Genomic DNA, 26,157 nt, shown 5'->3' with positions numbered 1-26,157 from the left:
CCCCCCCCCCCCCCCCCCCCCCCCCCCCCCCCCCCCCCCCCCCCCCCCCCCCCCCCCCCCCCCCCCCCCCCCCCCCCCCCCCCCACCGAGAACGACACGCCGTCGACCGCATAGACGCTGGCGACCTGGCGCGACAGCAAGCCGCCAAAAACGGGGAAATGTTTCTTCAGACCGCTGACGCGGAGCAAGGGTTCGCTCATGGCGCGGCTCCCAACTGCGTATCCCCCAAGTGACAGGCCATGCGGTGCCCGGGCGAGACCTCGCGGAGCAGCGGCTCCTTCTCGGTGCAGACGCTCATGGCAAACTTGCAGCGCGGCGCGAAGCGGCAGCCGACCGGCGGATTGATCAGGATCGGCACCGAGCCGCCGATCGCCTCCAGCCGCGTCTTGTGCTCGCTGTCGAGGTCGATGCGCGGGATCGAGCGGATCAGCCCTTGGGTATAGGGATGGCGGGGATCGGCGAAGAGATCGTCGACGCTCGCCTCCTCCACCACCTTGCCGGCATACATCACGACGACGCGCTGCGCGGTCTCGGCGACGACGCCCATGGCATGGGTGATCAGCATCACCGCCATGCCGAAGCGCTCCTTCATGTCCTGCAAGAGGTCGAGGATCTGCGCCTGGATGGTGACGTCGAGCGCGGTGGTGGGCTCGTCGGCGATGATCAGCTTCGGCTTGCAGGCGAGCGCCATCGCGATCATCACGCGCTGGCGCATGCCGCCGGAGAACTGGTGCGGATAGTTGTGCACGCGGCCCTCGGCGTTGGGGATCTGCACCAGCTTCAGCATCTCGATGGTGCGCTCGAGCGCCTGCTTCTTGGTCACGGCTTCATGACGGCGCAGGCTTTCGGCGATCTGCTCGCCAACGGTGAGCACCGGGTTGAGCGATGTCATCGGCTCCTGGAAGATGAAGCCGATTTCCTTGGCGCGGATCTCATCGAGCTGATTGCTCGTCAGCGGCACGAGATCGCGCCCCTCGAAGATGATCTGGCCGGCCGCGATGCGCCCGGGCGGCATCGCGATCAGCTTCAGGATCGACATCGCCGTCACGGTCTTGCCGCAGCCGGACTCGCCGACGACGCAGAGCGTCTCGCCGCGGTTGATGGAGATGTCGACGCCGTCGACGGCCTGCAAGATGCCGTCGTCGGTGGAGAAATGGGTTTTCAGGCCCTTGATCTCGAGCAGCGGCGCCATCAGATCACCCGTCGCGCATCGAGCGCGTCACGCAGGCCGTCGCCGATGAAGTTGATGGCGACCACCGCGATGAAGATCGCGCCACCCGGAAACAGCGCCCAGTGCGGGCCGATGTCGAGGAAGTCCTTGGCGTCGTACAACAGCCGCCCCCAGGTCGGAGTGTCCGGCGGGAAGCCGAGGCCGAGGAACGACAGCGTCGATTCCGCGATGATGGCGGCGGCGACGTCGATGGTGCCGGCGATGATCACCGGACCGAGCGCATTGGGCAGGATGTGGCGCACCACCTGCCGGACCGGGCTGGCGCCGAGCGCGCGCGCGGCCTCGACGAACTCCTTTTCGCGGATCGACAGGAACTGTGCGCGCACGAGGCGGGCGACCGGCATCCAGCGCAGGCCCCCGATCACGAGCACGATCAGGATGAAGATGCCGCCCTCGGGGCCGAACGCGGCCTTGAGCCCGTCGCGGAACAGATAGATCAGCAGCAGCAGCAGCGGCAACTGCGGCAGCGACAGGAAGAGATCGGTGAGCCACATCAGCCCGTGACCGAGCGCACCGCGCGACATGCCGGCAAGCGCACCGATCAGCGTGCCGACGAACACCGAGACCAGCATCGCGGCAAGGCCGACAGCGAGCGAGATGCGCCCGCCGTAGATCATGCGGGCGAGGATGTCCTGCCCGAGATCGTCGGTGCCGAAGGGATGGGCGAGCGAGGGCCCCTGCATGCCCGCCACGATGTCGATGTCGTCGATCTTGACCCGCCAGACGAAGGGGCCGGCGACCACCGCCAGCACCAGAATGAGGAGCAGGAACGCACTGACCACGGCAAGCTTGTGGCGGCTATAGCGCCGCCACGTCTCGCGCCAGGGCGAGTAGACGCGCCGCTCAGCGGAGGGAGATGCGAGGGTCAAGCCAGCCATACAGGACGTCCGCGATGAGATTGAACAGGACCACAAGGCACGCGAAGACGAAGGTGACGGCCATCACCACCGGCGTGTCGTTGGAAAGGATGGAGGAGATCAGCAGCGAGCCGATGCCGGGGATGCGGAAGATCTGCTCGGTGACGATGGCGCCACCGAACACCGCCGGCATCTGGAGCGCGATCAGCGTGACGACCGGGATCATCGCATTGCGCATCACATGCTTGACGATGACCTTGGCCTGCCCGAGCCCCTTGGCGCGCGCCGTGGTGACGTAGTCGAGCCGGATCACGTCCAGCATCGCCGAGCGCACGAAGCGCGTCATCGAGGCCGCCTGGAACAGGCCGAGCACCGCCACCGGCATGATCGCCTGCCGGATCATCTCCAGCACCCAGCGGATGCCGGTGGCCTTGATGTCGCTGGAATAGACGAAGGGCAGCCAGTCCAGCGTGACCGAGAAGATCAGGATGAACAGGATGCCGGTGAAGAAGGTGGGCAGCGAGAAACCGACGAAGGCCAGTACGTTGGCGATCTGGTCAAACAGTGAATACGGCTTGGTCGCCGCGTAGACGCCGACCGGAATCGCGATCAGGAGCGCCAGGATCTGCGCCGAGCCGATCACATAGAGCGTCGCCGGCAGGCGCTGGAGGATGAGCGCATCGACGTCCATCCGGCTGACGAAGGAAAAACCCCAATCGCCATGCGCCATGGCGGAGAGCCAGTGCAGGTAGCGCAGATAGATCGGATCGTCGAGGCCGAACTTCGCCCGAAGCGCGGCAGCGACTTCGGGCGGTACGTTCGGATTGGTCGCCAGTTCCGAGAAGGGATCGCCGGGGGCGAGCGCCAGCACGACGAACAGCACGAGCGAAATGCCGAGCAGGCTCGGAATGGCGATCAGCAGGCGACGCAGGACATATTGACTCATAGGGAAAGACCCCGCCTAGACCTGCGCGATCATGCCTCCCGGTACCAGTCGAACAGGTTGTCGGTCTCGTTCGCCCAGCCGCTGATCACGCAAACCAGGTTGTTGGCAGCGGCCTCCACCTTGAGGCGATGCTGCACCGGGATGAACACGGTGTCGCCGATCAGGATGTCGTTGGCCTTGATGTAGAACGCCGCACGCTTGACCGGATCCATCTCGCCTTCCGCGGCCAGGATCGCGGCATCATACTCCTTGTTCACGTAGCGCGGGAAATTCTGTCCCTGCCACTTGTTCTCCTTGGTCGCCACGTTCGCCGACATATAGCGCCGCATGTGCTGGGACGGATCCGGCTGGCTCATCGGGATCTGGAACATCTCCATGTCGGCATAGAACTTCGGATAGATGTCGGGATTGCCGGCGTCGGAGGAGAAGAACACCGAGGCGACGACCGATTTCAGTTCGACGTCGATGCCCGCCTTCTGGCAGGCCTGCTTGACGATGGCCTGGGTCTTCTGGCGCGGGCCGTTGATCGAGGTCTGGTACAGAAGCTTCAGCTTCTTGCCGTCCTTCTCGCGGATGCCGTCCGCACCCGGTTTCCAGCCGGCGTCATCCAGCATCTTCGACGCCTTCTCGATGCTGAATTCCCAGCTGGTGTTCTTGGAGACGAACTTTTCGGGGCCGTTGAGGAAGTTCGCCGTGGTGCGCCCTGCGCGGCCGTAGATCACCTTCTTCACCGCTTCACGATCGACCAGCAGCGCCAGCGCCTTGCGCACGGCGGGATCGGAGAACAGCGGGTGCTTCGTCTTCATCGAAGAGCGCTCGCCATCGACCTCGGTGTTCGGGTCGGTGAAGTTCAGCGCGATGAACTCGGTATCTCCGCCCACGGCGTAGATGGCCTTGCCCTTGCCGCCCTTCTCCAGGCGCAGCAGCACGTCGTCTTCCACCTGGATGTTATAGCCGAAATCGTATTCGCCGGTCTGGATCACCGCGCGCGCCGCCGAGACGGCATCGCCGCCGCCCTTCATTTCGAGCGTGTCGAAATACGGGCGGTTCGGCATGTGATAGTCGGGATTGAGCTCGCCACGGACGATATCGCCCGGCTTGAACTCGAGGAACTTGTACGGGCCGGTGCCGACCGGCGAGAGGTTGTTCGGCGCCTCGCGGGACTTGGCGCCCTTGTAATCCGCGAACAGATGCTTGGGGATGATGGAGTTCGGCGCCCCGACGAAAGCGTCGGCCCAGAACGGCGTCGGCTTGTTGAAGACGATGCGGACGGTGAGGTCATCCACCTTCTCGACGACGATGTCGCGATAGGTCGCAATCGTGACCGCGGAGGTCGCGGGATCCTTGGCATATTCCCAGTTGAACACGACGTCGTCGGCGGTGAACGGCTTGCCGTCATGCCATTTGACGCCGGGCTTGAGCTTCCAGGTCACCGACTTGCCGTCGGCGGCGAGGCCGCCGTTCTGGATCGACGGGATTTCCGCGGCCAGAACCAGCTTCATGTTGCCGTCCGGATCCCAACAGGCAAGCGGCTCGTAGAACAGGCGCGAACCGTCCTGGTCCTTGGTGCCGGTGGCGAAATGCGGATTGAGCAGGGTCGGCCCCTGCCACCACAACAGCTTCAGCGCACCGCCGCCGCCGCGCTTGGTCGGCTTGTAGGTCGAAACGCCTTCCGCCATGGCGACGCCGCCCAGCGCGAGGATCTGGTTGGCCAGCGGGGCTGTCAGACCGACAGCGGCGAGACGCTGGATGAAGGCACGGCGATCCATCCGTCCGTCCTTCACTTGGCCGATCATCGAACGCAGTTCTTTATCCAGCATGGTTTGTCCCCCGTCTGGTTCCCGAATGGATGCAGGCGGCCGCGATGCGACCGCCGGGTTTTGTCTGGCCGTAGATGGCACACTGAATAGGCCGCCCGTCAACTGCGACCGTGTGTATGCAAACAGTGTTCTGGCTGTCCGTTGGGCAAAACTGCGTTCCGCAGCCCAAGCGCTCGGCAATCCGGCGTCAAAACACGCCGAAATCCACGTTGCACTGCGGAAAATTTGTTCGCCGGATCAGACGAAGTATCGAGACGAAATTCTACACCACGGACATATTCAGCGGTGGCGCGACGTGGTCCGGCAGCGGACAGACATAAGGTGTCTTGGCTGTCCGCCTCGCAAGGTCGGCTTTCGCGGCCTTGATCAGCTCCGGTTCCGTGAGCGCGTTGATGCCGATACCCGCCATCGCCTTGGCCGCCTGCACCATGGCCTTGTGGGCATGCGGGCTCTTGCCCTGCGCCACCACCTGCCAGGTGTGGAACGGCGTACCAATTGCAACCGTTGGTGCGTGAACCTGCACCGTCGGCACCACCCAGCTCACATCGCCGACGTCGGTCGAGCCGACCAGCGGGTTGCGCTTGGCATCGAGCGGCACCAGGAAGTCGGCCAGCGGCCGATCGGTCGGCTCCATCCCGATCGCGTAGTAGACCGAGGCGATGTCCTTGTCGCTCAGCGTCGATCGGATCTGGGTGGCAAACCCCTTGTCCGCGTCGTCGAAATGCGGCGGTCCGAGCTCTTCCATGACCCGATGCAGCGCCTGCTCCAGCGGCGTATTCGGCAGGATGTTGGAGACCGCGGAGATGATCTTCATCTCGACCTTGGTCTCGGTCATCAGCGCCGCGCCGTCCGCGATCTTGCTGACGCGTCCGACCAGCTCGTTCATGCCGGGCAGATCGCGGGCGCGGATGGAGTAGCGCACGCGCGCATGCGCCTGCACCACGTTGGGCGCAATGCCGCCCGTGTCGAGCAGCGCGTAATGCACCCGCGCGTCGCTCGGCATGTGCTCGCGCATGTAGTTCACGCCGACATTCATCAGCTCCACCGCATCGAGCGCGGAACGGCCGAGATGCGGCGAGGCCGCGGCGTGCGAGGTGCGGCCGGTGAAGATGAAGTCGGCCCGCGTATTGGCGAGCGACGGCGTCACCGCCACTTCCCAGAAGCTGTGCGGATGCCAGGTGATGGCGATGTCGGTGTCTTCGAACGCACCGGAGCGCACCATGAACGCCTTTGCCGCGCCGCCTTCTTCTGCCGGACAGCCGTAGTAGCGCACGCGGCCCGGCACCTTGTTCTCGGCGAGCCAGTCCTTCACCGCGGTCGCCGCCAGCAGCGCCGCGGAACCGAGCAGATTGTGACCGCAGCCATGGCCGTGGCCGCCGGTCTCGACGGGACGGTGTTCCGCAACGCCTGCCTCCTGGCTGAGGCCCGGCAGCGCGTCATATTCCCCCATGAAGGCGATGACCGGTCCGCCCTCGCCCCATTCGCCGATCAGCGCGGTCGGGATGCCGGCGACGTTCTCGGTGATACGGAAGCCCTGATGGCGCAACTCGGCGAGATGCTCGGCGGCGGACCGCGCCTCGGTGTAACAAACCTCCGGCATGCCCCAGACCTTGTCGCTGAGGTCGATGAAACGCGTCTTGATCGTGTCGACGCCACGCCAGATGTCGCTGCGGTTATCCATGCTTCGGTCCGTGATCTCTTGGTCAAACGAAGCGGCAATCGTTAGCAGCTTCAATGCACGGCGCCTAGCACCTCGCCGGACAGCAGCCATGCGGCGGATGCCGGATCGAAGGGCCGCCGGACCGCCGACCGCGCGCGAAACGATCCCGCGACTTTCGAAGATTTCACGCCGCGTTCTGCAGAATAGTTGAGGAACGAGGCTTTCAAGACGGCCTTGTCCAGCCTAAATTATGCGGGCTTCGCGCGTCGTCCCGCCGGCCACGGCGGAGCGATGCACTAGCCAGGAGAACTCCATGCCCGCCCTGACCGAATGGAGAGTGCCGCCGGCCAATCAGCCGCGTGCGAGCGATTACGGTTTCGATCTCGACCGCGCGCTCGCGTCCGTCGTCGGCCTGCACGCCATCATCCCGCCCGACGCGTTCAGCGCCGAGACGCTGGGCACCGAGCGCGCCGGCAACGGCGTCGTGATCGACGACGGGCTGGTGCTGACCATCGGTTATCTCATCACCGAGGCGGAATCGGTGTGGCTGCACCTCGCCGACGGGCGCGTCGTCGAAGGACATGCCCTGGGTTTCGATTCCGTCACCGGCTTCGGTCTCGTGCAGGCGCTGGGTGAGCTCGACGTCGAACCCTTGCCGCTCGGCGACTCGGCGCAGACCCGCGTCGGCGACCGCGTCGTGGTCGGCGGCGCCGGCGGCCGCACGCGATCGGTTGCGAGCCAGATCGTGGCCAAGCAGGAATTCGCCGGCTACTGGGAATATCTGCTGGACGAGGCTGTCTTCACCTATCCCGCGCACCCGAACTGGGGCGGCACCGGCCTGCTCAACGAGCGCGGCGAGTTGATCGGCATCGGCTCGCTTCAGCTCGAGCGCGAACGCGACGGCAAGGCCGAGCACGTCAACATGATCGTGCCGATCGACCTGTTGAAGCCGATCCTGGAGGATCTGCGCAAGTTCGGCCGCGTCAACAAGCCGTCGCGGCCCTGGCTCGGACTCTATTCGACCGAGATCGACAACCGCGTGGTGGTGATCGGAATCTCCGCCAATGGTCCGGCCGCTCACGCCGAGCTCAAGACCGGCGACGTCATCCTCGCCGTGGACGGCGAGAAGATCACGAGCCAGACCGCCTTCTACAAGAAGATGTGGGCGCTCGGCGCCGCCGGCGTCGACGTGCCGCTCACCGTGCATCATGAAGGCGTCACCTTCGACGTCACGGTGACCTCGACCGACCGCTTCAAGCTGTTGAAGGCGCCGAAGCTGCACTGACCGGCCGAACTGAAGCAAGGAAGCGGCGATGACCGAGGCCGTCGTTGACGACATCGTGGCCGTACTGCCGCCGCTGCTCGATGCGCTGGAGGCGCTCGGCTTCTTCGCCCGCCACCTGCATCCGCCGGCCTTCGCCTCCGTGATGAATGCGATCGGTGCGCCGGACGACGCGCTGCAAGCGGCGCGCGCCGCGATCGGCACCTGGCCTGAACAGTTCGCCGGCTTGCGCAACCGGCTCGATGGTGCCTGCAACGAAACACTCGCCGCCTTTGCCGGCATTCGCGAGGTCGAGCGCGGCAACGGCGATCTCGTCGCCCTCTTCCGCGCACTGCGCCACGCGCCGCGCGCGCTGGAAGCGCTTTATCCGCTTGCGGTGCAGTTTCCGCCGGTCAGCAGCTTCTTCCTCAACGCCGCGAGGCGCGAGGACGAGAACCTGCTGGCACGGCTCGCGGCCGGCGCGGGCGAGCACACCGGCATCTTCCACGATCACAACGAGCCCGGCAGCCGCGGCGGCTTCTCGGTCTATGTCCCCGAATATTACACGCCCGATCGCGCCATGCCGCTGGTGATGGCGCTGCATGGCGGCAGCGGCAATGGCCGTGGCTTCCTGTGGAGCTGGTTACGCGATGCCCGCAGCCTGGGTGCGATCCTAGTGGCGCCGACGGCGACCGGTCAAACCTGGGCGCTGATGGGCGATGACACCGATACGCCCAACCTCATGCGCATCCTCGAGACCGTGCGCAGCCGCTGGACCATCGACGGCTCGCGCATGCTGCTGACCGGCATGAGCGACGGAGGCACTTTCTGCTACGTCAGCGGGCTCGATGGCGCCTCGCCCTTTACGCATCTCGCGCCGGTGTCGGCGACCTTCCACCCGCTGATGGCGGAGATGGCGGATGCTGCGCGCCTGCAGCGCCTGCCGATCTTCATCACCCACGGCAAGCTCGACTGGATGTTTCCTGTGCAGACCGCGCGACAGACGCAAGCGGCGCTCTCCGCTGCCGGCGCCGACGTCACTTATCGCGAGATCGACGATCTCAGCCACACCTATCCGCGCGAGATCAATGCGGATCTGCTGGCGTGGCTGAACGGAGAATGAACAACCTCTCCTTAGATGCGCCGCATGGCCGCGGAACCATCGCGCCGTGCCGACGTTATCGGCGCGACACCGGAGGTTCGCTATGAAGACTTTTTTCGGAATGATTTTGGGCGCGCTGCTTCTTGCGGGCGGCGTCTATGTCTATGATTCCATGCAGACCTCATCCGTCGCCAATGGCGAGGTCGCGACCACCAACCGCACCATCGTGAACTGGGATGTCGCCAAGGCCGACTGGGATGCTCTGCGCGATCGCGCGCACAAGGACTGGGTCCGCATCTCGTCGAAGTAACGTTGCTGACATCATGAACAAGGCGCCGTCGCGGTCTGCGGCGGCGCCTTTGTGTTGGCCGTGTCAGTTGCGGCGAGCGCCTTAGTTCATCTTGGCCTTGCGCGCGTCGGCGATGACCTGCTCGAACTCGGTCATGCTGAGCGCGCCGGGCACGCGGTACTTGCCGACGATGAACGACGGGGTGCCGCGGAAGCCGAAGGCTTCGGCCTGCTCGTTGTTGCGCTTGAGGATGGCGTCGATGTCCTTGGCATGGTCGGTGAGATCGCGCTTCAACCGGTCCATGTCGACGCCGGCAGCCGCCAGAAGCTCATTGATGCGCGGCTCGGTCAGGCGGGAGCTGACGCCCATCATGGCGTCATGGGCCTGGTGGTACTTGTCCTGGAATTTCGCCGCGAGCGCGATCCGCGCCGCCGTGACCGACACCGGCCCGAGGACCGGCCAGTCCTTCATCACCAGCCTCACCTTGCCGTCGTCCTGGACGACCTGGCGCAGCTCGGGCTCGAGCTTGCGGCAATAGGGGCAATTGTAGTCGGACCATTCGACGATGGTGATATTGCCGTCGGGATTGCCGGCGACGGGCGTGTCCGGATCGCGCAGCACCTTGGTTTCGGTCAGCACCTCGTCATCGGCGGCGGCGGCCCGTGCCGAGGTGATGCCGCCCGCTGCGAGCGCGCCCGCCCCGATCAGCGTGAGCGCCGCACGCCGCGTCGGTACCAAGAGGCCCTTATTCCTGAATCCAGTCATATCTCGTCCCGTTTCGGTCCCATCCCCGCAAATACGGTTGGAGACCGGGAAGTGTTACGCTTCATATAGAGCGTCGCGGCGGCGATGTCATCGCACCAGCAGCGTGACCGCCAGCGGGACCAGGAACGAGGTCACCAAAGCGTTCAGGCTCATGGCGATGCCGGAAAAGACGCCGGCGATCTCATCCACCTGGAACGCGCGCGCGGTGCCAATGCCGTGCGCGGCGAGGCCGGCGGCAAATCCGCGCGCGCGGAAATCGGTGACGCCGGTGCGGTTCATCAGCGGCGTCACGATGATCGCGCCCATGATGCCGGTGAGGATCACCGCGACGGCCGCCAGCGAGGGATCGGCGTGCAGGGATTCGGCGATGCCCATGGCAACGCCGGCCGTCACCGATTTCGGCGCCAGCGACAGCACGACGTCGCGCGGCAGCCCGGCGAGCTCGGCCAGCAGCACGACCGACACCACCGCCGTGACCGAGCCGGCCACGAGCGCCACCAGCATCGGCACGATGGACGACACCACGCGCCTGCGGTTCTCGTAGAGCGGCACGGCGAGCGCGACGGTGGCGGGCCCCAGCAGGAAATGCACGAACTGCGCGCCGGCAAAATAGGTGGTGTAGGAGGTGCCGGTGACGAGCAGGAACGCACCGATGATCCACATCGCATGCAGCACGGGATTGGCGAGCGGATGACGCCGGCTCGCCAGCGACACCGCATCCGTGCTCGCATAGACCAGCAGGGTCACGGTCAGCCACAGCAGCGGGGACTGCGAGAGATAGACCCAGAGCGAGAACGGGTTGTCCTTCATCGCGCGTCCTGTTGCCTCAGGAGGCGGCTGACGAGGCGGAAGGTCAGCACCGTCGCAAGCAGCGTGACGACCACCGAGAGCGCGAGCACGAGAATGATGGCGACGCCGTGGGATGCGAGCAGATCGAGCTTCTGCACGACGCCGACACCGGCCGGCACGAACAGAAGCGACAGATGGGCCAGCAATCCTTTGCTGGCAGCCTCCACGCCGCCGTTGCGCAACGGCCCGCACGCAAGCAGCGCAAAGCGGTCGCGTGCAAGCAGCAGGATCAACAGCAACAGCAGGCCGAGCACGGGTCCCGGCAATGGCAGGCCGAGGCCGCGCACGACGGCTTCGCCGATCAACTGGCAGAGCAGGATGAGGCCGAGACTTGCGAGCATGACAAGCGCATCAAGAGATGCGCCGGCAGGCTTGTCAATCGCCGCTATGCACGGGGCGCACGCACTTCGGGCGAAGCCGCAACGCGGGGCAGCATCGCCATCAACGTTCCGGTCATGGTGGCGATCAGCGTGGTCTTGCCTTCGTGCTCGGCAAAGGCCCTGGCCTCGCAGAAGGTCAGCGTGCGGCCGGGCTTGACCACCTCGGCCTTGAAGACGAAGCGCGCGCCGCGCGCGGGCGCGAGCAGCGTGGTCTTGAACTCGACGGTGAGGATATCGGCCTTGTCAGGCATCAGGGTGAAGGCGGCAACGCCGCAGGCATTGTCGAGCCCGGCCGTGATGATGCCGGCGTGGACAAATCCGTTCTGCTGCGTGAATTTGGACGAGTGCAGCATCGCCAGCTCGGCCTCGCCCGGCGCAAGGCGGACGATCGTGACGCCAAGCGTGCGCATCGCCGGCTGACCGTCGAACATGGCAATGGCCGCGGCGCGATAGCCCGGGTTCTTCGGCTCGAACGCGGTCATGGCTCAAGCCTCGGCCGGTTCGGTGAGATATCTAAGAGCGACCTCGCGGATCGCATCCTCGAACGGCGCTGATTTGCGCTTGCTTCGGTCCATATGCACGCCGGTAATCTCGCAGAAAGCGGCGATCTCGCCGGTCTCGGCATTGATCATGTCGTGCCGGAAGCGGATCGATCTGTCGCGGACGTCGAGCAGATGGCTGCGGATCTCGACGATGTCGCCGGCGAGCAGCTCGCGCTTGTAGCTGATGTTCTGCTGCACGGCGGCCATGCCGCGGCCGGAGGAGCGCAAATAACTCGGCGTCAGTCCGAGGCGGGCGAACAGATTCCAGTTGGCCTCATCGAATTTGCCGACATACCACATGATGTTCATGTGGCCGACATGATCGCACTGCCATGGATAGACCGTGCCGCGATAGGTCGCCTCCCGCTCCATCGCCATTCCCTGCCCTGTTTGTTGATCTTGATACGGTAGCGTATCAGGCGTCAGACGCGTTAGCAATACGGCACCGTATCAAGAACCGGTGAGGCTTCCTTCATGAGCGACGGCAAGGGCGATGTCTGGGTCGAGGCAGGGTTTACCGAGCTCGCCCGCTCGGGGGTCGAGGGCGTCAGGGTCGAGGTGCTCGCCAAGAATCTCGGCGTCACCAAGGGCGGCTTCTACCGCCGCTTCGCCGACCGCGCCGCACTGCTCGGGGCCATGCTGGAACGCTGGCGCGAGGGGCGCGCGGCGTCCATCGCACAGCAGACGAGCCTCGACGGGCAGGCGCCGCGCGAACGGCTGAGGGCGGTGATCCAGCTCTATTCCGAGCGGCTCAACCCGGAGGGCATGGCGATCGAGCTCGCGATCCGGCAATGGGCCCGTTCGGACGAGAACGCCGCGGCGGCGGTGGCGAGCGTGGATGCGGCGCGGCTCAAGCACGTCGCCGAGCTCTATCGCGCGACCGGCCTCGAGGCCGAGGAGGCCGAGGCGCAGGCCTTCCTGTTCTACTGCTTCATCTTCGGCCAGAGCCTGCTGTTCGTCGAGCGCGGTCCGCGCAAGCGATCGCAGCTGGTGGCGAAATCGGCAGAGAAACTATTGGACTGAGCGGAATGGCCGGAGCTTTGCCCCGGCCATCGCATCATGCCGAAGCCTCAGGCGGCGCCCTTCAGCTTCTTGTTGCATTCGCTGTAGTAGCCGCCACCCTTCTCGATCCACTTCATGCCGCCATTGCCGTTGGTGGTCTTGTTGGCATTGTACTGGTCGACGCAGGTGTGCAGGCGGGCCTTGCCGGCAGTTTCCTTGGCGTATTTCGGATCGATCGCGTTCGGATAGATCGCGGGACCGGCCGGCAATGTCGGCGCCGGAGCGGCAGCGGGGGCTGCCTCCTTCTTCGCCTGCTTCGGCGCGGCCGGAGCGGCGGGCGCAGCGGGAGCAGCCGCGGTCGGCGCAGCGGCAGGCGTCGCGTCGGCACCGCACTGGGCCTTGCGGAAGTCATTCCACTTCATGGTGCCGAGCGAGCCGTCCTTCTTGGCCGCCTGATATTTCGCGCTGCACTCCTGCGAGGTCAGCGCCTGCGCCGGTGCGGTGGCCACGAATGCCGCGACACCCGACGCCACAATGGCACACAACAATTTTGTCTGAATGGTCATCCCTTGGGTCTCCTCCTTGGTCTTCCCCGACGGAAGTTAAACGAGGATTGCTATCCTAGCGTGCCGGTCGCTTGCGACAAGGATACGATGGCTTTCGCCGCCAAAATATAGTGATCCCGTCGCTCGGCCCATTCATGTCGCGTTCAGCAACGCGAGCCGACGTTCCAGCCCTTCGCCATTTTCCCAGGAAGAGTGCAACATCATGACCCTCGCCTCCCGCCTCGCCGCCGTCGCCCTCGCCTCCCTGCTCGCCACCGGCACCGCCTTCGCGCAGACCGCCGCGCCGGCAGCCAAGACCACAACCGCCGCGCCCACGGACAAGAAGGCACCAAAGGAGCACTCGGCCGAGTCGCTCGAATGCTCCAAGCAGGCGGATGCCAAGGGGCTGCATGGCAAGGAGCGCAAGAAATTCCGCTCCGAATGCATCAAGACCGCCAAGGCCGGCACGGCCGCGCCGGCTGCCGCGGACAAGAAGTAAGTCAGTCACCCCCGGCTTCGGCGAGAGGCGCGCGCATTGCGGCATGACGAGCCTGCAATTGTGCGCCTCCCGCTGATTTGCGATAAGGCGGCGTGAAGCAAATCACCGCCTCCCTGCCGTTCGAATGGCCGAGCCGTGCCAAGATCCTGAGCACGGTGGAGACACTCGTCATCGGCACTGCGGGCGGCCTCGTGTTTCTCGTCGCCAATCTCCCCGGCGGGCTGATCTCGGGTTCGATGATCGCGGTCGGCATCGCCGCGATCGCCGGCCGGCAGCTGACGCTGCCGCCGATCCTGACCCAGACCGTACTGGTGCTGCTCGGCATCTCGCTGGGCTCGGTCGTCTCGCGCCACCTGATCCAGCAGGTCAGCGCCTATCCCCTGACTATCGGCCTGCTCGCACTCGCGACCTTCTGCTCGACCTTCGGCTCGAGCTATTACCTCCAGCGCGTTCATGGCTGGGATCGCACCTCGGCCTTTCTTGCCGGCAGCCCCGGCGCGCTGTCGCAGATCACGATTTTGGCGGTCGAGCGCGGCGCCGACCTGCCGGGCATCGCGGTGGTGCAGACCATGCGCGTCATCATCCTCACCGCCGCGCTGCCGATGGTGCTGGCGCTTGCGGGCGTGTCGTCTTCTGCTGCGCCGTCCCTGACGACGGCCATTGCCTCGCCGCTCGACCTCGTGGAGCTGGTTGCGGCCTCGCTGGCCGCGGCGCTCGTCCTGCGGCTGATCAAGTTTCCGGCGAGCTGGATGTTCGGCGCGATGATCGCCTCCAGCGTGCTGCATGGTGCCGGCTGGGTCGAGGGCGGCCTGCCGAACTGGGTGCGCGGCGTGGCGCTGATCGGCATCGGCGCCCTGATCGGCAGCCGTTTCGCGCGGATGCGGATCAAGACCCTCGCCGGCCACATCAACGCGGCGCTGGGATCGTTTACCGTGGCCATCGCCGTCTCCGCGATCTTCGTCGGCATCGTCGCCCTCACCACGCAGGTGAAGTTCTCGGACGTCGTCGTCGCCTTCGCGCCGGGCGCGATGGACGCCATGCTGGCCTTGGCCCTGACGCTGCACATCGACCCGATCTTCGTCGGCGCCCATCATCTGTCACGCTTCGTGTTCGTGACGATCGCGACGCCCGGCATCGTGCACCTGTTCGGCCGCACGCAGGACGACGTGGACGATTAAGCTTCAGCGCTTCGCCGTCCGCACAAATCCCCACGCCGCGATCGCGGCCATCAGCAGCGAGATCAGCACGTTGTAGCCGGCGAGCGAAAGGCCGAGGAAGCGCCACTGCACCTCGTCGCAGCGCACCACCTTCACGGTGTCGAGCTTCGACAGAAGGTCGGCGGCATTGCCGAGATTGACGACGGGGCCGGAGCAGTCCGTCGGTCCCTTCCAAAAACCCCATTCGACGCCGGAGTGGTAGGTGCCGAGCCCGGCATTGGCGAGCGTCGCGAGCGCGAGGATCGCAAGCCCCGCGAGCAGCAATGGCCGCGGCGCGCCGCTCCTCGCCGCAAGTGCGGTGAGCGCGCCGAGCGGGATCGCGAGGTAGTAGGCGTAACGCTGCTCCAGGCAGAGCGGACAGGGCACGATCTCCAGCACGAGCTGGAAGAACCAGGCGCCCGCGATCGTGGCTGCCGCAATCAGCGTGACGAGAAGGGAGGCGGCCAGCGCGGGGCTCGCCGCCGCCGGCTTGAACGCAGGTATTGCGGCACTCTGGGTCGTCACGGCAGCCTCTTCCGCTGGGTCGCTTTCCTTAGCCTCTAGCCCCAGCCCAAGCGGCTGTCGAGAACGGCCGGGATCACTTTGGCGCGGGTTGACCCTGCCCCGTCCATGGCTATAGTCCGCCGGCTTCGCGACGCCCGCACTGGGGCCGACCGAGGGCCCCTGTGGCGGAACTGGTAGACGCGCTCGACTCAAAATCGAGTTCCGCAAGGAGTGCTGGTTCGATTCCGGCCAGGGGCACCAACTAGGCTGTTCAAGCCCGTTCTAAAGCGTCCGCAACCGTCCGCGCAGTGTTCGGAAACCCTTGAAAAATAGGTACATCCGCGCACATCGGTGTTCGTCACCGTTTGTTCTCATCCGATCCCAGCCGTCCGATTTGTTGGTATTTTTGTTGGTATCGTGTTGGTATCGGGAGAACAAACGTTCACGGCGACTTTGGCTATTCCCAGCGAAGGAATTGAGCAGATGGCCCGCAAGAACGACGGCGCGTGCGCAAACCCCAAGCAGATCAGGACTGACGTCGACTGCCGCGCCGCCCGACCGAAATTCGACAACGGCGCGTGGAGCCCCGCCAAGATATCGGACGTGACCGGCGGCGGTCTCTATCTCTTCGTCACGCCGGACAAGAGCAGGCCCGGCAACGCTGCCTCCAGGCTCTGGCGGATGGCCTACCGCTTCCACAGCCGTCAGAAAACCTATTCCATCGGCCCTTACGGCAACGGCAAGGATGGCACGTTCTCGCTCGCCGACGCACGGCGCGAGCGCGACAAGGCCAAAGTCCTGCTCAAGGACGGCAAAGACCCAAGCACCGAGAAGCAGTTCGACAAGCACAGGCAGGCGGCCGCCCGGCCTTTCGGGCAATGGGCCGACGAGTGGCTTGCCAAGAAGAAGGTGGAGAAAGTCAAACGCGGCAGGATCGTCGCGGTGCGCGACCCCAAGACCATCGAGGTGCTTGAGCTCCGCGTCGGCTACGTCAAGGATCGCTTCGGCAAGCTGCGCAGGCAGGACATCAAGCGTCCGGACGTGCTCGCATTCATGCGTTCATACGAAGCCGAGGGAAAGCTCGAAACCCGCGATCGCGTGCGCAGTATCGGTGAGCAAATCTGCGACTATGCCGATGTCGAAGGCGACGGCTACAATCCATTTCGCAACCTGAATGGGCAGATGATTGCCAACATTTCGACGCCGCGTCCCGGCGTCACCGAACCACGCGACGTGACGCGCGTCTTCAAACTCATCAGCGCACCGTGGACGAGAGCGAGGTTTAGTGACGTTGTTGGCCTTGCCTTGCGCTTCGATGCACTGACCATTCCCCGCCCCGGCATGGTCAATGAAATGGAATGGAGCGAGGTCGATTGGGACGCCGAACGCTGGACTATTCCAGCCGTCAAGATGAAGACCGGTTGGGACCATGTCGTGCCTTTGTCACGGCAGGCACTCGCAATCCTCCGCAGCGTTCAGAAACTGACCGGCCATCGCCGGTACGCGTTCTCCTGCTCGAAGGATGCCCCGCTATCGAACAACACGCTCAACAAACGCTTGCGGCTGCTTGGCATTGACACCAAGACTGATCATTGCGCCCACGGATTCCGGACCACCTTCTCGACCCTGTCTCACCACGAAGAGATCAAGGATGCCAAGGCTTGGGATGGCGATGTCGTCGAGCTGCAGCTCGCGCATCTCGATAACTCTACCGTGGAAGGTCTCTACAAGAAGCACGGACCGCTCGCACTGATCGGCTCGCGTACGAAGCTGATGCAGCATTGGGCTGATCGGATCGACCACTGGCTCGATCCCAAGAAGGCAATGCCGATCAAGGGAGGCGCGCAGGGTTGAGTCACCTATCATCAGTTGGATAAGTTGCCCAAATTCAATCCGTGGCAAGCTGATGTCGGTGAGAAATGGTCCGCGAGTAGGTTCAAATTCTGGACACGCAACACCCGATTATTGCGATTGGTCGAACAGGAAATCCCCCGGCTTGTTGCATGAAAGATTCTCTGCCGGGGGCGAATGCAAAAGAATGTCAGCAACAGCGGCGACCGGAATAGTGGTCGCCGCCCGGTGTCCATCGTATGCTCAGTGTCCAGCATCGGCGCCCGCTTGGCGAAAACGCGCGACAGAGGGTATTACGGCCCTCAATCACCATGTCTGGCCACGATCGGACGAAGGTTGAATTCCGCGCCTCGACGTCGCCTCTACGGGCCATTCGACTTCTGCCGCGATCGCATCGGATGCATTCCGGGGAACGCAGTCTGGCACATCGTCAGCAATATGAGCGCCCTCGGGCGTCAACGCTCCGCAAGTCTCGACAAACGTTTCTGCTTGGCGAAGTTTTGGCCAGGTCGCCACTGCCATGATCAAGCGCAGGACATCGTCCTCGCCAAGTCGGATGCCCGAGACGAACCGCCAGAAGGAATCTGCCAGCCTCGCTCAGGCGGCGCGCCACGCGTTTACCTCTCGCGGGATCAAAGTCAAGGGCATCGACTGCCGCGAGAACATCGGCAAGTTTTGCCAATTCTCGGTTTCCTTTTTCGAAAGTGTCGACCAGGTGGGTGTGAAATAAGCCGCTCGCAGCGGCATCACGACTCAATGGCCGGAAAAAGGGCGACGCCGGTCAAGCCGGCGCGCCAGTTTGCACGTTACGTCTGGATCAGCATTCCTACAACTCTATACGGTCCGAGTTCAGGGTAGGGACGCACGTCGACAAAGAGATTGGCGGTCAGCTCAGAAACTTCACGGCGAGACGGCGCTCATCACGCCATACAACCGAGCAATCAATATCTAAGCCAGCACCTGGAACGCGCAGGCCGAAAGCCGCGGGCACGAAAGGCGCGCTATCGATTTGGACGATCGCAGAGGAATCCGTGAGGTGGCGGACCTTGCACCGCACAGGACTGCCGTCGACCAATATCTGCGCAGCATAGACACTACGTCGCCGCCCGTTCGCCACGTCTCGCTGCCCCCCGCTCTAGCGCGCGGGAGTTATTAATCTGCGATTCCAGTCTCAAATGAGGCTAGAACATGGTTTCATTGCTAGGCCGCGAGCTTTTTCTTCAGCGAGGCCAACGCTCGCCAGAGCGGCATCCTGCAGCGCCACGGCCTGCGCTCGCCGGCTTTGCCATCACCCCAACCGTTCGTGGCAGCACTCTCGCGCGAGGTCAGTGCGCGCTCACGTTCTTAACGGACGACTAAGGGAAAAGCTGGAGACGCGATTGCCTGTATCAGGTTCGACAAGGCGCGGCACGGCAGAGATCAAGCGCCTGGTGTAGTCTGCGCGTGGATTGACAAATATCTGCTCTGTCTCGCCGCTTTCGACAACACGACCATTGCGCATGACCATCACGCGGTCGCTGAGATGACGCACGACCCCAAGATCATGCGAGATGAAGAGATAGCTCATGCCAAGCTGGGCTTTCAGGTCGCTGAGGAGATCCAGAATTTGCGCCTGAATTGACACGTCGAGGGCAGACACTGGTTCGTCACAGACGATCACCGACGGCCCTGGGGCAATCGCGCGCGCGATGGCGACCCGCTGACGTTGCCCCCCAGAGAGCTCGAGCGGGCGGCGCCCCAAGAAGACAGGCGCTAACCCGACCAGATCCAGCAGCTTAATCACGCGCCTGCGCCGCTCCTGCTTCGGTCCGATGTCCCGGGAAAGGCTGTCGGATATGATGCGCTCAACCGTCCAGCGAGGATCAAACGAGCTCAAAGGATCCTGGTAGATGATCGAGATGGAACGGCGCCTCGCCCTGCGCTCGCGCTCCCTGAGCGCGGTCCAGGGCTGCCCATCAAACTGAACAGCTCCCTCATCTGGCAGGTCCAGGGCCAGCACCATCCGAGCGGTTGTGGACTTGCCTGATCCGGACTCACCGACAATGCCCAATGTCTCACCAGATCGCAGCTCGAAGGATACGTCGTTAACGACGGTTCGCAAGATGCCGTCCGGACCCTTGAAGCGCTTCACGAGGTTAGTCGCGCCGAGCACAACTCGACTTGCATCGGCGGAGGGCAGCTGCGGCGGCTTTGGCGCCGAGATCGACAGCCGGGTTGCCGGCGTTCGAGACAGGCGCGAGCCGCGCGGACGGTTCGACGGCACTGCGTCGAGGAGCTGGCGAGTATAGGGGTGTTGCGGATCATGGAAAACGTGGTCTGCCGATCCACGCTCGACAACTTCGCCCTCGCGCATGACCATGACGTCGTCCGCAAGGCGCAAGGCCACCGCAAGGTCATGGCTGATCAGGATAAGGGCCTTGCCGCGCGCCTTGGCCCCCCCAAGCAGTGCCAGCACCTGAGCTTGCACGGTCACGTCCAGGGCGGTAGTTGGCTCGTCCGCGATCAGGAGGCGTGGATCGAGCGCAAGTGCCGCAGCGATGAGCGCGCGCTGGCGCTGGCCACCGGATAATTGATGCGGGAGTTGCCGGGCTTTGATCTCGGGATCAGGAACACCGACGAGTTTGAGGAGCTCAAGCACACGCTCATCGAGCTCCTCGCGGGAAGTGACCGCACGATGAAGAAGCAATCCCTCCCCAATCTCTTTGCCGACCTCCCGGAGCGGATCAAGGGAGATTAGTGCATCCTGTAGAACGAAGCCGATTTCCTTGCCACGGATCCGCCGCCAGGCGCGATCGTCGAGTGATGCCAGGTCCATCCCGGCAAAGCTCAGTTGGCGCGCATGGACATGCGCGCGCCGGCCGGCAAGCCCCACGAGAGCGCGAGAGGTCACGCTCTTGCCTGAGCCGGACTCGCCGACAATGGCGAGGCACCGCCCCGGCCGAAGTGAGAAGGACACGCCGCGCACAGCTGTGCCCTCAGGAACATTGCGCCCGAACGAGACCCGCAGCGAATCGACGTTGAGGAGGTCTGTCTGCTGGGAGACAAGCTTCGGAGCAACGTGCAGCATGTCAGGCCTTTCCTTCCAGACGATCTTGAAAATAGCTTCCGAGAATAGTGACGCTGAGGGCAAATACCACGACGGCTAAGCCCGGCATGATCTCCAGCCACCACGCATAGATCACATAGTTGCGTCCGGCGTTGAGCAGCGCGCCCCATTCAGGCGCCGGTGGAGCAACGCCAAGGCCGAGAAATGCAAGGCCCGAGGCCCAGATAATGGCTTGGCCAACACCCAGCGTCATCATCACCATTAGTGGGCTCATTGCGTTTGGAAGAATGTGCTTCAAAACAATACGCGGATAAGGATGCCCGATCGCCTTGGCCGCCTCCACATAGGCCGCTCCTTTGACGGCAAGGATCTGGCCCCTGATCATGCGCCCATAACCCGGCGCCGTGCCGATTCCGACCGCTATGATTTCGGTCGAGAGCGATGGCCCCAAGACGCTGACGAAGAGAAGCGCGAGGAACAGCGTGGGAAGTGCGAAGAGCACGTCCAGGAGACGACTGAGAATGTTGTCGAGCGCGCCCCCTGCGAGTCCGGCCGTAACCCCGAGGATCAATGCAATAGACATGCTTAAGCCGGTTGCCCCAAAGCCGATGGCCAGGGACTGACCTGCTCCCTCCACAATCCGGGAGTAGAGATCACGGCCGGATTGGTCTGTCCCTAGCCAGTGCGCGACCGAAGGGGCTCGCAGCGAGGCGGCTAAATCTATCGCCAGCGGATCATGTGTCTGCAGCAGTTTAGGCGCGATCGCCGCGATGATAAAGAACGCCGCTGTAATGGCAGCACCGTAGACCCGTGCGGGAATAGTGCGGGCGGTCGCCCGCCCTCCGCCGAACAGCGAAGACAGGGTGGCTTCGGCAAACGTGCTCATGTCAGTTTGATCCTCGGATCAACCAGCCGGTAGGTGAGATCGACGACCAAGCTGGCAACGACGAACAGACCGGCGGAAATTAAAACCGCCCCTGAGACCACTGGTACGTCTCGTGAAGACGTTGCGGCGACAAGGACGCCGCCGAGCCCCTGGCGCGCAAAAACCGCCTCGATCAAGATTGCTCCAGATAGCAGCTTGCCAAGCGCCCACCCCGACAACGTGATGCCAGGCAAAGCCGCATGACGCAGGACATGGCGGAATCTGACGCCAAGATCTCCCATGCCTCGTGCTCGCGCCGACGTTACGAACGGTTGGTCGAGCACACGCGTGAACTCATGCAGGACCACCTGCCCGAAAAAGCCTGACAACTCCAAAGCCAGTGCGAGCGTTGGAAGAACGAGGCCCATGGCGGAGTTGCCCCCAACAACCGGAAAAACGCGCAATTGGACTGCGAAGACGACGAGTAGGATGGTCGCCAGCCAGTAAGGCGGCAAGGTTGCTAAAAAAACTTGCATCCCACTGAGCAGCTTAGCCCAGATATTGTCTCTACCGGCAGCAAACAAGGTGGTTAGGATGGCGATAACCCATGCAGCCACGAGTGCTGCGATCGCCAGCACGATTGTAGGGCCAATCTGTTCTGCGATGATCTCGAGGACCGGCCGATGCTGCTGGTAGGATTGACCGAGATCTCCATGCAGAATGCCCCAGATGTACTTCGCGTACTGGATAGCAAGCGGCTGATCAAAGCCGTATTTCGCATTGATCGCTGCAAGCTCCGCGGCGGGCGCCTCTCCGACATTGCCACTCCTCACACTGAAGATGATCTGCCCCCGATCGCCCGGCAGCAGGCACTGAATGAGCAAAGTGAAGCTTGCCGAAGCCCACACCACAACGGCACCGGACAGGAACCGCCGCACCAACCAAACAGCTGGATTGTGGGCTGCAAGGTTCACGAATGTCATTTCTTGTCAGTGAAGTTGGCGTCATAGAAGACCGGCTCGCCGACCGACCCACGGTCCAACCAGACGTCTTTGAGATTGCGAGTAGTGGCAACAGTGACGTCCAGAACCGTAAACCCAATCACAGGCGCTTGATCTATGATTTTGCGCTCGGCCTCTTGATAGAGGGCGGTGCGCGACGCATCATCGAAGCTTTGTTCCGCCTTCTGAATGACATCCCACAACGCCTGGTCCTGATAGCGAGATGGATTAAAACCGTTGCGCTGGCCATCCTGGTCCGGCTTCCATGAAATGCGAAAGATCTCAGCGCCCGGCGCAACCCAATACAGGAGCACGATCTCGTAATCGTTGAGCCCGAGATTCTTCCCGGCAAAGAAATCCGCTTGATTTGTTGGCTGAAGGCGCACGTCAAATCCAGCCGCCTTTGCCTGGCTCTGCAGTACCTGCAGTGCCTGCTCGCCATCGGGCTTTAGAAAGGCGCTCGAGTAAGAAATCCGTATGAGAAGTGGCTTACCGTTCTTGACGCGAACGCCGCCCTTGTTGCGCTCGGTCCAACCAGCCCGGTCCAGGAGCCGATTGGCTATGCCAACATCGTACGCATAGGATTGCCCAAACTCGCTGATATATTCCGGCGAACTCTGGCTGAGCGCACCATTGCCTTCAAATGGCAAAGAGCCCAGGAAGGACGATTCAATGGCAGCCTTTCGATCGGTCGAATATGCGAATGCCTGGCGGACAAGCACGTCGTCAAACGGCGGCCGTGCAGCAAAAAGCGCGAGGCGCAACGGGGTACCGCCGGTAATGTGCCGCAACACGTTGAAGCGTGAGTTGGCGTCCTTCCACGCGACAGCCGGAATGTCATACGCGGCATCGGTCTCACCCGTGAGCAGTGAGCCGTATCGGACCGTCTGGTCGGCCAGGAACTTCCAGTCGATACCATCAACAAAAGCCGGACCCTGGTGCTTTGCGGTGGCCGGCGCCGAATTGTAGTTGGGGTTGCGGCGGAATATGACCTCTCGCCCGTGAGACCACTTCTCCACGATGAACGGCCCCGAACCGACAGGGCTTTCGCAATTCGCAGCAAGGCCCCGCTTGAGTGCGGTTGGCGACAAGATGCCCTGGGACGATTGGGCGAGGACATTGAGCAGCGGCTCAAACGGTGTTTTGAGCGTTATGCGCAAGCTCAGGGGTGCAATAGCAGTTGCCGATTCAAAGCTATCGCTGAGGTAAGGAGCAGCGGTGGGATTTCGAAGATCCGGGTTAGTGCTGAGCCATCCGTTGATATTATCAGCAATGGCCTGCGCATCGAGGGCTGTGCCGTCCGTAAATTTCACATTTGGCTTGATCTCGAACGTATAGACCTTCCTGTCCTCCGAAGTTGCCCAGGACGTTGCAAGCCAGGGGAGTATTTTTCCGTCATTGCTGCGTGCAACCAGATTGTCGCTAAACTGCCGCTGAAGGTACCATTGCTGTACCCAGCCCCCGTACAGGCAAGGAGGCTCTTGGAAGTGGCCGTATCGAATGATGCCTCCGTGCTTCGGATTGTCGGATGAAGCGTTTCCTGCAGAGGCGCCAGGCGGTACAGCAGTCAGCGACAGGCTTGCAACCGATAACAGAACGGGCATCGCCTTTCGCATTCTGTGACCTGTCGGTCGAAGGCTAGACAGTTCCAGCGAGGGTTCGTCCGATCGAGACATATCAAGCTCCACATTGTTTGGTGTAAGACCGCGGCATCAGCCGATCAGACAGTTGCATGCTGTTCTGCAGGCTCGGCTGCGGGGATGCCAAAATGTTCGCGCAGCGTCTCGCCGCGATATTCGGTCCGGAACAACCCTCGCCGCTGCAAGATCGGAACGACATGGTCGACAAAGGCCGGAGTGCCATCTTCGAGCACGTCCGGAATGATGTTGAAGCCATCAACCGCCCCTGCGCGAAACCACTCTCCGATCGAACTGGCAATCTGCTCGGGGGTGCCCACCAGCAGGCGATGGCCAAAGGCTTGAACACTGCCGATGATTTCGCGAACCGTGCGGCCTTGCCGTGCCAAGGTCTCGATCGTGCGGTGATGTCCGACCGAGAACGCAACATGATGTGGATCGGGCAATAGCTCCTCCGGAATGGGCCTGTCCAGGCTGAGCTTTTCGATAGGCACCTCAATGCTTCGCGCCAGAGCAGTCAGGGCCCGCTCCAGATCAAGCAATTCGTCGACATCTTGTTTGCGACGCTGCGCCTCCTGTTCGGTGCCTCCGATGAAGGTGACGAGCCCAGGAAGGATCAGTGGAGCCAAGCGCCGGCCCAAGTGCTGCGAGAGGGAGCGCAGGCGCCCCGCTTCACGCTGTGCCGTCGCGAGATCGCCAGCGGCGGAGAACACAACGTCGGCACTACGAGCGGCAAGGCGCAAGCCAGGATCGGACCCTCCGGCCTGCACGATGATTGGGTGACCTTGTCGTGAGCCAGGGTGAGTGAGCGGCCCGCGGAGAGCGAACGGATTTTTCTTTTCATCAAGTAGCCGGAACTGAGCCGGATTGGCATACACTCCGGATTTCTGGTCAGCGATGATCGTTCCCTCGCCCCAGCTCAGCCAGAGGGCGCGGACGGTTTCGACGAAGTCTTCCGCGCGGCTGTAGCGCTCCTCGCGGCCGAGCTGGCGGCCACCGAAGTTCGCCACCGTTGCAGGGCTAGAGGTCGTGACGGCATTCCAGCCGGCCCGTCCGCCGCTGATGACATCGAGCGACTGGAAACGCCGCGCCAGATTGTAGGGATCGTTATAGGTCGTCGATGCAGTTGCGATCAGTCCGATATGTTTCGTCTCGCGCGCGATCGTGGCGAGGACGAGCGTCGGCTCCAGCCCATTGAGCGGCGGTTGACGAGTAATGTCAGAGGGTATCGCGGGCGTGTCCGCGAGAAATACAGCATTCAGCAGGCCAGTCTCGGCGACTTTCGCGGCCCGAACATAGTGCTCGATGTCGAAGAAAGCGCTTGGATTGGTTCCTGGCCGCCTCCAGGACGCGGAGTGACCGCCCGCGCCGTGTAGATTAAGGCCAATATGCAGTGTACGGGTCATAGAAGATTGATTCTCTCGGGACCGTGAATTCAAAGGCAGCTAATTGCGGCCGCAACACTGCGGCCGAATCGGGCGCGGCGCTGCACAGCAGCTAATGATGCGTCGAAACTGACTTGGAACGACGCTCGCGACAGCTGTGAGCGGCGGTGAAACACGAATACAGCGCAACTAGCGTCAGCAGCCCGCCCCCTTCTCTGCGTTGCGACTTCATTGCGAACAAGCCACGATGAGTGCCTTCTCTCGAAAATTCCCCGGCCGACGCTCTGCCGTAGGTGATGGCAAAGCTAGCTGCGCGGCACACGAACGCAATAGTTGCGTATTTCAAAGTAATCGCGCGACTTGGTATTGCCTTCTACGACGATCCCTTCACGTGCCCCTCTGCGCAGGATTTGCGCAGAGTTCTTTGCAGTCGCGCAGGAATTCGTTAATGGCTGGATCCGATGCTCACCCGCAGCTAAGCGTCACTTGCGTACGGATTGGCCTGCGTTGCATAGCGAACCGGATGTAATTCGAGTCTGGCCTGCGAGCGCTGGTCTCGCGCATCGTCGGGTTATTGGAGGGTGCGATGGAACTCTTGCGTCCGGAAATGGACGCGCGCTCCGTAGGATGAGCCCAAGGCGCTGCAGCGTCCTTTGCCCGATGATGCGGTGAAGATCGTCATGCGTGCAAAGCCAAGGAAGACAAGATCGCAGCTTCGTCGGCGAGACATTGGATCTGTTTCCAACTTCAACAGTGGCAAGCCAGCCCAGGACGACTGTCTCGGCCTTTGTGAAATTGGCCATCATGATCGTCTCTCCATAGTTAGCGAGACGCCCGAGAGCACTGCATATGCCGGCTTGATGGAAAGCAGACAGACAACCATCCAAACCGAATGTTCCAAGCGTAACGGCCAGGACCTCGCAC

At 63.2% G+C, this 26,157-nt stretch carries 25 protein-coding genes, 1 tRNA gene and 1 pseudogene; 9 read left to right on the top strand and 18 right to left on the bottom strand.

The features are described from left to right. Positions 1 to 66: 66 nt before the first annotated feature. From XI08_RS41850 to XI08_RS41825, 6 genes and pseudogenes are all read right to left on the bottom strand, one after another. A pseudogene (locus XI08_RS41850) lies at positions 67 to 200 on the bottom strand (peptide ABC transporter substrate-binding protein); the annotation flags it as partial. Further along, complete coding sequence (locus XI08_RS41845) at positions 197 to 1,192, bottom strand: ABC transporter ATP-binding protein (protein ID WP_271578908.1); 996 nt, start codon at positions 1,190 to 1,192, stop codon at positions 197 to 199. The gene XI08_RS41845 and the pseudogene XI08_RS41850, both read right to left, overlap by 4 nt. After that, positions 1,192 to 2,109, bottom strand: coding sequence for an ABC transporter permease (locus XI08_RS41840; RefSeq protein ID WP_025575971.1), 918 nt, complete (start codon positions 2,107 to 2,109; stop codon positions 1,192 to 1,194). Before XI08_RS41840 ends, XI08_RS41845 begins: the two co-directional genes overlap by 1 nt. Then, positions 2,075 to 3,034 carry an ABC transporter permease gene (locus XI08_RS41835; RefSeq protein ID WP_027544334.1) on the bottom strand — a complete coding sequence of 320 codons (960 nt, stop codon included), beginning with the start codon at positions 3,032 to 3,034 and terminating at the stop codon, positions 2,075 to 2,077. Before XI08_RS41835 ends, XI08_RS41840 begins: the two co-directional genes overlap by 35 nt. A gap of 29 nt (positions 3,035 to 3,063) precedes the next feature. Then, the gene (locus XI08_RS41830; protein ID WP_271578907.1) at positions 3,064 to 4,854 is read right to left on the bottom strand and encodes a peptide ABC transporter substrate-binding protein; all 1,791 of its coding nucleotides are present in this window, start codon (positions 4,852 to 4,854) and stop codon (positions 3,064 to 3,066) included. Positions 4,855 to 5,116: 262 nt separating this feature from the next. Beyond that, on the bottom strand, positions 5,117 to 6,535 hold the full coding sequence (locus XI08_RS41825; RefSeq protein WP_271578906.1) for a M20 family metallopeptidase: 1,419 nt from the start codon (positions 6,533 to 6,535) through the stop codon (positions 5,117 to 5,119). Between the two features lie 292 nt (positions 6,536 to 6,827). Here XI08_RS41825 and XI08_RS41820 point away from each other — a divergent pair, with 292 nt between their 5' ends. The 3 genes from XI08_RS41820 (at position 6,828) to XI08_RS41810 (ending at position 9,187) form a co-directional block, all read left to right on the top strand. Continuing rightward, the gene (locus tag XI08_RS41820; protein ID WP_271578905.1) at positions 6,828 to 7,799 is read left to right on the top strand and encodes a S1C family serine protease; all 972 of its coding nucleotides are present in this window, start codon (positions 6,828 to 6,830) and stop codon (positions 7,797 to 7,799) included. A gap of 28 nt (positions 7,800 to 7,827) precedes the next feature. Continuing rightward, complete coding sequence (locus XI08_RS41815; RefSeq protein ID WP_271578904.1) at positions 7,828 to 8,898, top strand: phospholipase; 1,071 nt, start codon at positions 7,828 to 7,830, stop codon at positions 8,896 to 8,898. A gap of 82 nt (positions 8,899 to 8,980) precedes the next feature. Continuing rightward, positions 8,981 to 9,187, top strand: coding sequence for a hypothetical protein (locus XI08_RS41810; protein ID WP_027544339.1), 207 nt, complete (start codon positions 8,981 to 8,983; stop codon positions 9,185 to 9,187). An 81-nt stretch (positions 9,188 to 9,268) separates the two neighbouring features. Here XI08_RS41810 and XI08_RS41805 read toward each other — a convergent pair whose 3' ends face one another. From XI08_RS41805 to XI08_RS41785, 5 genes are all read right to left on the bottom strand, one after another. Further along, on the bottom strand, positions 9,269 to 9,931 hold the full coding sequence (locus tag XI08_RS41805; protein ID WP_027544340.1) for a DsbA family protein: 663 nt from the start codon (positions 9,929 to 9,931) through the stop codon (positions 9,269 to 9,271). Positions 9,932 to 10,018: 87 nt separating this feature from the next. After that, complete coding sequence (locus tag XI08_RS41800) at positions 10,019 to 10,741, bottom strand: LrgB family protein (protein WP_025575961.1); 723 nt, start codon at positions 10,739 to 10,741, stop codon at positions 10,019 to 10,021. After that, on the bottom strand, positions 10,738 to 11,121 hold the full coding sequence (locus XI08_RS41795; protein WP_271578903.1) for a CidA/LrgA family protein: 384 nt from the start codon (positions 11,119 to 11,121) through the stop codon (positions 10,738 to 10,740). Before XI08_RS41795 ends, XI08_RS41800 begins: the two co-directional genes overlap by 4 nt. 44 nt (positions 11,122 to 11,165) lie before the next feature. Next, positions 11,166 to 11,642 (bottom strand): PaaI family thioesterase, encoded by a 477-nt coding sequence (locus tag XI08_RS41790; RefSeq protein WP_271578902.1) that lies wholly within the window; start codon positions 11,640 to 11,642, stop codon positions 11,166 to 11,168. A gap of 3 nt (positions 11,643 to 11,645) precedes the next feature. Continuing rightward, the gene (locus XI08_RS41785) at positions 11,646 to 12,074 is read right to left on the bottom strand and encodes an acyl-CoA thioesterase (protein ID WP_271579119.1); all 429 of its coding nucleotides are present in this window, start codon (positions 12,072 to 12,074) and stop codon (positions 11,646 to 11,648) included. A gap of 102 nt (positions 12,075 to 12,176) precedes the next feature. Here XI08_RS41785 and XI08_RS41780 point away from each other — a divergent pair, with 102 nt between their 5' ends. Beyond that, the gene (locus XI08_RS41780; RefSeq protein WP_135176587.1) at positions 12,177 to 12,725 is read left to right on the top strand and encodes a TetR/AcrR family transcriptional regulator; all 549 of its coding nucleotides are present in this window, start codon (positions 12,177 to 12,179) and stop codon (positions 12,723 to 12,725) included. A gap of 47 nt (positions 12,726 to 12,772) precedes the next feature. Here the strand turns inward: XI08_RS41780 and XI08_RS41775 are convergent, their stop codons facing one another. Next, on the bottom strand, positions 12,773 to 13,270 hold the full coding sequence (locus XI08_RS41775) for a hypothetical protein (RefSeq protein ID WP_271578901.1): 498 nt from the start codon (positions 13,268 to 13,270) through the stop codon (positions 12,773 to 12,775). Positions 13,271 to 13,472: 202 nt separating this feature from the next. Between XI08_RS41775 and XI08_RS41770 the strand changes: the two genes are divergently transcribed. Next, positions 13,473 to 13,748 carry a PsiF family protein gene (locus tag XI08_RS41770; protein ID WP_271578900.1) on the top strand — a complete coding sequence of 92 codons (276 nt, stop codon included), beginning with the start codon at positions 13,473 to 13,475 and terminating at the stop codon, positions 13,746 to 13,748. 92 nt (positions 13,749 to 13,840) lie between these two features. After that, positions 13,841 to 14,926: an AbrB family transcriptional regulator gene (locus XI08_RS41765; RefSeq protein ID WP_025575945.1), complete on the top strand. Its 1,086-nt coding sequence runs from the start codon at positions 13,841 to 13,843 to the stop codon at positions 14,924 to 14,926. A gap of 3 nt (positions 14,927 to 14,929) precedes the next feature. Here XI08_RS41765 and XI08_RS41760 read toward each other — a convergent pair whose 3' ends face one another. Beyond that, positions 14,930 to 15,469 carry a disulfide bond formation protein B gene (locus XI08_RS41760; protein WP_027544348.1) on the bottom strand — a complete coding sequence of 180 codons (540 nt, stop codon included), beginning with the start codon at positions 15,467 to 15,469 and terminating at the stop codon, positions 14,930 to 14,932. A gap of 155 nt (positions 15,470 to 15,624) precedes the next feature. Here XI08_RS41760 and XI08_RS41755 point away from each other — a divergent pair. From XI08_RS41755 to XI08_RS41745, 3 genes are all read left to right on the top strand, one after another. Then, positions 15,625 to 15,709: transfer RNA gene (locus tag XI08_RS41755), tRNA-Leu, on the top strand. A 90-nt stretch (positions 15,710 to 15,799) separates the two neighbouring features. Next, a complete protein-coding gene (locus XI08_RS41750) occupies positions 15,800 to 17,302 on the top strand; it encodes a tyrosine-type recombinase/integrase (protein WP_271578899.1) in 1,503 nt (500 codons plus the stop codon). A 517-nt stretch (positions 17,303 to 17,819) separates the two neighbouring features. Continuing rightward, positions 17,820 to 18,029 (top strand): hypothetical protein, encoded by a 210-nt coding sequence (locus XI08_RS41745; protein ID WP_161536661.1) that lies wholly within the window; start codon positions 17,820 to 17,822, stop codon positions 18,027 to 18,029. 606 nt (positions 18,030 to 18,635) lie between these two features. Here the strand turns inward: XI08_RS41745 and XI08_RS41740 are convergent. From XI08_RS41740 to XI08_RS41720, 5 genes are all read right to left on the bottom strand, one after another. Further along, positions 18,636 to 20,366, bottom strand: coding sequence for a dipeptide ABC transporter ATP-binding protein (locus XI08_RS41740; protein ID WP_271578898.1), 1,731 nt, complete (start codon positions 20,364 to 20,366; stop codon positions 18,636 to 18,638). Position 20,367: 1 nt separating this feature from the next. Next, a complete protein-coding gene (locus XI08_RS41735) occupies positions 20,368 to 21,231 on the bottom strand; it encodes an ABC transporter permease (protein ID WP_161536663.1) in 864 nt (287 codons plus the stop codon). Then, positions 21,228 to 22,193 carry an ABC transporter permease gene (locus tag XI08_RS41730; RefSeq protein ID WP_271578897.1) on the bottom strand — a complete coding sequence of 322 codons (966 nt, stop codon included), beginning with the start codon at positions 22,191 to 22,193 and terminating at the stop codon, positions 21,228 to 21,230. The genes XI08_RS41735 and XI08_RS41730 overlap by 4 nt, the downstream gene beginning before the upstream one ends. Then, positions 22,190 to 23,827, bottom strand: a complete 1,638-nt coding sequence (locus tag XI08_RS41725; protein WP_271578896.1) for an ABC transporter substrate-binding protein — start codon at positions 23,825 to 23,827, stop codon at positions 22,190 to 22,192. Before XI08_RS41725 ends, XI08_RS41730 begins: the two co-directional genes overlap by 4 nt. A gap of 104 nt (positions 23,828 to 23,931) precedes the next feature. Continuing rightward, the gene (locus XI08_RS41720; protein ID WP_097669066.1) at positions 23,932 to 25,254 is read right to left on the bottom strand and encodes an NtaA/DmoA family FMN-dependent monooxygenase; all 1,323 of its coding nucleotides are present in this window, start codon (positions 25,252 to 25,254) and stop codon (positions 23,932 to 23,934) included. Positions 25,255 to 26,157: the final 903 nt, after the last annotated feature.

The sequence above is a fragment of the Bradyrhizobium sp. CCBAU 11361 genome, assembly GCF_028128935.1.
In the GTDB taxonomy this organism is placed as follows: Bacteria; Pseudomonadota; Alphaproteobacteria; order Rhizobiales; family Xanthobacteraceae; genus Bradyrhizobium; species Bradyrhizobium niftali.
This window is presented reverse-complemented; position numbering and strand designations above follow the sequence as displayed.